This window comes from Arthrobacter sp. 2YAF22_2 (assembly GCF_052114645.1).
In the GTDB taxonomy this organism is placed as follows: domain Bacteria; phylum Actinomycetota; class Actinomycetes; order Actinomycetales; family Micrococcaceae; genus Arthrobacter.
The window spans coordinates 1-6940 of record NZ_JBFRFD010000155.1 but is presented as its reverse complement, the minus strand read 5'-3'; the positions used below and the strand labels follow the sequence as shown (position 1 = coordinate 6940).

Annotated in this window: 5 protein-coding genes; 2 read left to right on the top strand and 3 right to left on the bottom strand. The window is 68.6% G+C overall.

Annotated features, from left to right (window positions below):
• The first annotated feature begins 420 nt into the window (after window positions 1-420).
• The gene (locus tag AB4Y86_RS08420) at window positions 421-1269 is read left to right on the top strand and encodes an SDR family NAD(P)-dependent oxidoreductase (protein WP_441401804.1); all 849 of its coding nucleotides are present in this window, start codon (window positions 421-423) and stop codon (window positions 1267-1269) included.
• A 186-nt stretch (window positions 1270-1455) separates the two neighbouring features.
• Entirely contained in the window at window positions 1456-2088 is a 633-nt protein-coding gene (locus tag AB4Y86_RS08415; RefSeq protein ID WP_441401803.1) for a maleylpyruvate isomerase family mycothiol-dependent enzyme, read from the top strand.
• Between the two features lie 44 nt (window positions 2089-2132).
• Here the strand turns inward: AB4Y86_RS08415 and AB4Y86_RS08410 are convergent, their stop codons facing one another.
• The 3 genes from AB4Y86_RS08410 to AB4Y86_RS08400 all read right to left on the bottom strand — a co-directional run.
• Window positions 2133-3983 (bottom strand): putative bifunctional diguanylate cyclase/phosphodiesterase, encoded by a 1851-nt coding sequence (locus tag AB4Y86_RS08410; protein ID WP_441401802.1) that lies wholly within the window; start codon window positions 3981-3983, stop codon window positions 2133-2135.
• 145 nt (window positions 3984-4128) lie between these two features.
• On the bottom strand, window positions 4129-6270 hold the full coding sequence (locus AB4Y86_RS08405) for a putative bifunctional diguanylate cyclase/phosphodiesterase (RefSeq protein WP_441401801.1): 2142 nt from the start codon (window positions 6268-6270) through the stop codon (window positions 4129-4131).
• 53 nt (window positions 6271-6323) lie between these two features.
• On the bottom strand, window positions 6324-6940 hold a 617-nt coding region (locus tag AB4Y86_RS08400; RefSeq protein ID WP_441401800.1), incomplete at its 5' end, for an EAL domain-containing protein.

Sequence of the window (6940 nt, the reverse complement as noted above, 5' to 3'; positions counted from 1 at the left end):
ATACTGATGCACCAATTCTCGAATCTCATCGCGGCTAATACCTCGCGGACCAACAGTCATGGCTACTCCTGCTCCTCTTCAATCACTGACTGACTCACAACCAGCCTGACGTAGAGGGACATTCCGACAACCCTCCCGCACCACCGGCGCACATTTCGACAACCCTCCAGCAGTCGTGGAAACTAACTCTCCGGTCGCACCCTGGTCGGGTCAGAGCTGCGGGAGCGTTGGGAGGGAACCCGCCGGATCTGCGGGAGCGTCGGGGAGGAACCCGCCGGATGTGCGGGAGCGTCGGGGAGGAACCCGCCGGATGTGCGGGAGCGTCGGAGTGGGGCGGAACGTTGGCTAGCTCCCTGTCGTTGTGCTTCGGTAGGCTCGAGGCCGACACCCCGAATACCGCTTCCGTTCTAAGGACTCCCCATGACCGCACGGACCATCGTCATCACCGGCGCCAGCGACGGGATCGGCGCGGCCGCAGCCCGGACCCTGGCCGCGCAGGGGGAGCACGTCGTCGTCGTCGGCCGGTCCGCGGGGAAGACCGCGCGGATCGCGGGCGAGATCGGGGCCGACTCCTACGTGGCCGACTTCGCCGAACTGGCGCAGGTGCGCCGGCTGGCCGCGCAGCTGAAGGAAAAGTACCCGCGGATCGACGTCCTGGCGAACAACGCCGGCGGCATCATGGGCGCCCGGGAACTGACCGTCGACGGCCACGAGAAGACCTTCCAGATCAACCATTTGGCCCCCTTCCTGCTGACCACGGAGCTGCTGGACGTGCTCACCGCGAGCCAGGCCACGGTTATCAATACCTCGAGCGTCGCGAACTCGATCTTCGCCAAGCTGGACATCGAGGACCTCGACGCGTCCCGGAGTTACTCCACCAACCGCGCCTACGGCAACGCGAAGCTCGCCAACATCCTTTTCACCACGGAACTCCACGCCCGCTACCACGCGGAGGGCGTCTCGACCGCTGCCTTCCACCCCGGCGGCGTGGCAACCAACTTCGCGGCCGACTCCACCAGCCCCATGCGCCTGGCCTACACGTCGTTCCTCAAGCGCTTCATGCTGACCCCGGACCAGGGCGCTGACACCCTCCTGTGGCTCGCCAACGGCACACCTGGCCGCGACTGGGCCTCCGGTGCGTACTACGCCAAGCGCGCCCTGGCGAAGGCCAACAAGCAGGCCTACGACGCCGGGCTGGCCCGGGAGCTGTGGGAGCGCAGCGCGGCCATGGTGGCGGAGGCGTCCGACAAGCTTGACCCGCGGGCCTAGCCGCGTACACCTAGGGCTGCGGGGCGTGTCCCTCGGCGTCGGGGCACGAGCGGGAGTCCGGGGAGCAACCGCGGGACCAGGCAGGGTTCGACGGAATGCTGGGGCTCCGGCCTGAACCGGCGTACTCTGGCGAAAGTTCACCGGCCGGAACACGTAACCGTGCCGCCAGATCCGGAAGGGCACGACATGACTGAGATCGATGCTTTGATCGACGCCGAGCGCACCAGGCTGGTCGATGCGCTGGAGGGGTTGGACGCTGAGCAGTGGAACGAGCCCAGCTTGTGCGCCGGCTGGCGTGTCCGGGACGTCGCAGTGCACCTGCTGATGCCCTACGAGATGTCGGTGCCGCGTTTCTTCGGCAGGATGGCTGCCTCGGGGTTCAAATTCGACGCGATGGCTGACCGATGGGCGACGGGGGACACCCGGCCGACCAGGGATATCGTGGACGCTCTTCGCGCCACCAAGGACGGCCGTTTCGGCATCCCCGGTGCCCCGCCGGAGGCGCCGCTGTGCCACCTGGTGATCCATGCCGAAGACATCTACCGTCCCCTCGGCATCGATCGCACCATCAACCCGCAAAGCGCCAACGTCGTCCTGGACCAGCTGGTCGGCCCCAAGGCGCGGCGGGCGCTCAAGACCGGACTGATCGATGGACTCGCATTGTCCGCCCCCGACACCGGCTGGAGCTACGGGACCGGCGCTGAAGTGACCGGAAATGCCGCGGCGTTGATCACAACGCTGTCCGGTAGGCCGCAGGCAAGCCAGGAGCTCACCGGTGACGGAGCCGCCCGGGTGCAGCGGCAGCTCCTGTCTGACTGAGGCCGCCCACCGGCCCGTCCGCCCACCGGCGCGTCCACCCAGGACTACCCCGCGGCTTCGACCTTGTCGATCGCGGTCAGGGCGCTTTCCATGGTGCCGGCCAGTTCGCTGGCGGGGGCGGGTTTGGCGAACAGGTAGCCCTGCAGCGAATCGCAGCCCAGATCCATCAGGTACTTGGCCTGCTCCGGGGTCTCGATGCCCTCGGCCGTGACCTTCAGCCCAAGGTCCTGGGCCGCCTTGATCATGGTGCGGAAGAACGGCAGGTGCTCCTTGCCGGTCTTGATCATGGCCACGAACGAGCGGTCGATCTTGACCTTGTAGAGCGGCAGTTCCTTCAGCCGGCCCAGCGTCGAATAGCCGGTGCCGAAGTCGTCCATGGCGATCCGCACGCCGGCGTCGCGCAGCTGCCGGAGCTGACGCATCACGTCCGAATCGGCGTCGAAAAACACGCTCTCGGTCAGCTCGAGCACCAGCTGGCGCGGATCCACCCCGGTGGAGGCGACAATCGCCAGCACGTCGGTGGCGAAGTCGCGGTGCTGGAACTGCAGGCCGGAGACGTTGACGGACACGCTGTAGGTGGAGTCGCCGGCGAGCCAGGGCCGGATCTCGGCGCAGGCGCGGCGCATCACCTCGTCGCCGATCTCGCGGATCAGGCCGCTTTGCTCGGCCACGGGCAGGAACTGGTTGGGCGGCACCAGCTTGCCGTGCCGCTCCCAGCGCGCGAACGCTTCGAACTGCACCACGGCGCCGAGCCCGGGGGACACCACCGGCTGGTAGTGGACCGAGATCTGGCCCAGCTCCACGGCCTGCCGCAGCCCGGCTTCGCCCTGGTCCTTGTGCGCGGCGGTGTTCAGCATCTCCGGCCGGAACTGCAGCCAGGTGTTCTTCCCCGCAGCCTTGGCCGCCGTCATGGCCGAGTCCGCCTGCCGCAGCAGCTCCGCACCGTCGTGCGTCTGCGGCGTCCTGGCGGCCAGGCCCATGCTGACCCCGGGCCGCACTGACGATCCGCCGATCCGGGCCGGCGCGTACAGCGACTCGGAGATCCGTTTGGCCACGGCCCCGGCGTCGAGGCACTCGGTCAGCAGCACCACGAACTCGTCGCCGCCCAGCCGGGCCACGGTGTCGTGCGGCCGGACGCAGTTGCGTAGCCTGCTGGCTACCTCCACCAGCAGCTCATCCGCGGCGGAGCGGCCCAGCATGTCGTTGTAGCTCTTGAAGTCGTCCACGTTCAGCAGCAGCACGTCCACCGGGTCCGGCCGGCGCAGCGCCGCGGCGAGGCGCTCGTTGAACAGGGTCCCGTTGGGCAGCCCGGTCAGCGCATCACGCAGCACGGCCGCCTTCAGCTGGTCGTCGTGCTCGGCCGCGGTGAGCCGGGGGAGCACGCCCGTGGTCCCGGGCACCAGTTCGGCCTCCAGCGAGTTGAACGTCCGACGGCGGGGAGCCGCCGCAGCGGCGGCCGCGGTGCCGCCGTCGTACGCCGCGGGCCGCCGTGGCGCGGCCAGTGCGCGGCGGATTGAAAGCGCGACGGTGCCCACAGCGCCGGCGCCAGTGCCGTTGTTTCCGGAGCTGCCGGGCACGGGCGGCAGGGCGGCAAGGGTGATTTCCAGCGGAAACTCGGTGGCGTCGCCGTGCCGACCCGCACCGGCGAAGGGCGGCCGCGCCGCACCTGCTGGCTTCCCGGCGCTGCCAGCAAGTCCGGCCAGGACGGTGTGGAAATCCTCCCGGGACGACTCGGCCAGCAGCAGGCTGTAGTCGGCGCCCAGCAGCTGCGCCCGGGAGTAACCGAAGAGCTGCTCCGCGGCGTTGTTCACGAAGGAGATGGATCCGTCCGGGGCAAGCAGCAGGAGGGCGTCGGGGCTGTGCTCCAGCACCGTTTGTGCGAATGCTGCGTCCATAAGATGTCCTGCCCCCAAAGCGATGGAAATGTCTTCTGAATCATAAGTGGTCAGGGGCACACTCTTACGCCGGACCGACCCATAGCGCGCCGGCATGGGCGAATGTGTCGCCCGGGCCGGTCGCGGGGCGAAGACCCGGCCTAACCTACAGCACGGCCGCCGGTTCCTGCAGCGCCTCGATGGCCTCCGCGGACTGGGCCGCGGCCGCCGCCCGCTGCGACGCCGGCACCGGACGGGAGAAGAGGAATCCCTGCAGGGAATCGCACTCATGCTCCATCAGGTACCGGGCCTGCCTGGGCGTCTCGATGCCCTCCGCGGTCACCCGCAGGCCCAGGCTGTGGGCCATGTGGATCATCGAGGTCAGGATGGGGAGCCGCTCCTCGCCGGTGCGCAGCATGGACACGAACGATTTGTCGATCTTCACCGCGTCCACCGGAAGCTCCTGCAGCCGGCCGAGCGAGGAGTAGCCGGTGCCGAAATCGTCCAGCGCCACCCGGATGCCCGCCGCGCGCAGCGTGATCAGCTGCTGGATCACGTGGGTGGCGGCGTCGAAGAACACGCTCTCGGTGACCTCGAGGACCAGCTGGTGCGGATCCACCCTGCTCCACGCCGCGATGTCCAGCACCCGCTCGGCGAAGTCCTTGTGCTGCAACTGCACGCCGGAGACGTTCACGGCCAGGGTCCGCCCGGGATCCGCGGCCAGCCAGGACTGCAGTTCGGTGCAGCTCTGCCGCAGGACCTCCGCCCCGATGTCGCGGATCAGGCCGCTGCGCTCCGCGGTCTGGATGAAGGTGTCCGGGGGCATCAGCACGCCGTCGCGTTCCCAGCGGGCCAGGGCCTCGTACTGGACCACCTCGCGCCGGTTCGTGGAGACCACGGGTTGGTAGAAGACGGTGATCTGGCCCAGTTCGACGGCGCGGCGCAGCCCCGCGGCCAGCTGCGTGCGTTCCAGCAGGGTGGCGAGCATCTCCGGCTGGAAGTGCACGTAGCAGTTCTTGCCGGCCTCCTTGGCGGCGTACATGGCCACATCCGCCTGCCGCAGCAGCTCGGAGGAGGACATGCCCTCCTCCGAACGGGTCGCCACGCCCAGGCTCAGCCCGGGCCGCATCAGGGTTCCTTCGATGGTGACCGGGGCGTTCAGCGTGCTGACGATCCGCTGCGCCACCGCGTCCGAGTCGTTGCAGTCGACCAGGAGCACCACGAATTCGTCGCCGCCCAGGCGGGCCACGGTGCCGTGGGGGCCCACGCAATTCTGCAGCCGGCGGGAAATCTCCACCAGCATCTGGTCCCCGGCGTGGTGGCCCAGGATGTCGTTGACTTCCTTGAAATCGTCCAGGTCCAGCAGCAGCACCGCCACCGAGCCGGGGGATTCCAGCGCTTCGGTGGCGCGCTCGTTGAAGAGCATCCGGTTAGCCAGCCCGGTGAGCGGATCCCGGAAGGCGAGGGCCTTGAGCTGGTCCGCCTGCTGGGCTAGCTCTTCGAGCGCGCGGCGGGCCTGGTCCTGCGCCACGGTGCGGGAGGTGACGTCCCGGAAGTTCCAGATCCGGCCCACCACCTCCTCCGCGACCTTCTGGGGTCGCGAATACAGTTCCACCGTGCGGCCGTCCCGGAACTCGAGCAGGTCCTGGCTGTGCAGCTCGTGGTTCGCGTAGAGTTCGGCGACCTTGGCCTTGAAGGAGTCCGGATCCAGCAGCTGTTTGGCGATGAACCTGACCAGCGCAGAGGCGTCATCCTCGGCCAGGATCTCGCGCGGCATGCCCCACAGCCGGAGGTACTGTTCGTTGACGCCGGTGATCTGGCCGGTGTTGGAGACCACCACGATGCCGTCCGCCGTCGTCTCCAGCGTCGCGTCCAGGAGCGAGACGGCCTGCCGGCGGCCGGCGTCGGCGTCGGCGCGGTGCGAGACGTCGCGCACGGCGACTGCCATCGACGTTTCGCCCTGGACGGTGACCAGCGAGCAGGTCATTTCCAGCGGGATTTCGCGGCCGTCCCGGTGCAGCCCGACGGCGTTGAAGGGCTTGGTTCCGTAGATTCCGGTGCGGCCCAGGCGGCTCAGGACCCGCAGGAATCCACCGCGGTCGTCCTCCACCAGCAGGCGGCGGTGGCCGACGCCGATGAGCTGGTCACGGGCATAGCCGAACAGGCGTTCGGCGGCCGGATTGAGGAAGGAGATGGTCCCCTCGGTAGAGAGCAGCAACAACGCGTCTGGGCCCTGCATCAGCAGGGTCTCCGCCAGTCCTTGTTCCACGTTGATGCCAGCCCCCGGGTTATCGGTATTCGATTCCACCGGCAGTTCGGCGGTCAGTAAACTTCAAGCATCATAGGACCCTGAGACATAAATCACAGCACCCGCCGCGTTTGCACCGCGGTGTCGCTGCGCAGGCCGGAGATGGTCCGGGCCGACGCGGCAAGCGCCTCGGGCAGCGCGGCGGCCGGTTGGGGCCGGGAAAACAGGTAGCCCTGGAGGGAATCGCAGCCGCGCAGCATCAGGTACTGCGCCTGTTCCCGGGTTTCGACGCCTTCGGCGGTCACGGTCAGCCCGAGGCCGTGGGCCATGTCGATCATGGAGTTCAGGATGGGCAGTCGTTCCTGCCCGGTGCGGATCATGGCCACGAAGGACTGGTCGATCTTGAGGGTGTCCACGGGAAGTTCCTGCAGCCGGCCCAAGGAGGAGTAGCCGGTGCCGAAGTCGTCCAGGGCCACCCGGACGCCGGCGCTGCGGAGCTGCGCGAGCTGGCGCTGGACCTGGCAGTCGTCGTCGAAGAAAACGCTTTCGGTGACCTCCACGACCAGCTGGTGCGGGTCCACCCCGCAGGAGCAGGCCGTTGCGAAGAGCAGGTCCGGGAAGGTGCCCTGCTGAAGTTGAACGCCGGAGACGTTGACGGCGAGGGACCGGGTGGGGTCCGCGGCAAGCCAGGCCCTGAGTTCGGTGCAGCCGCGCAGCAGGACCTCCGTGC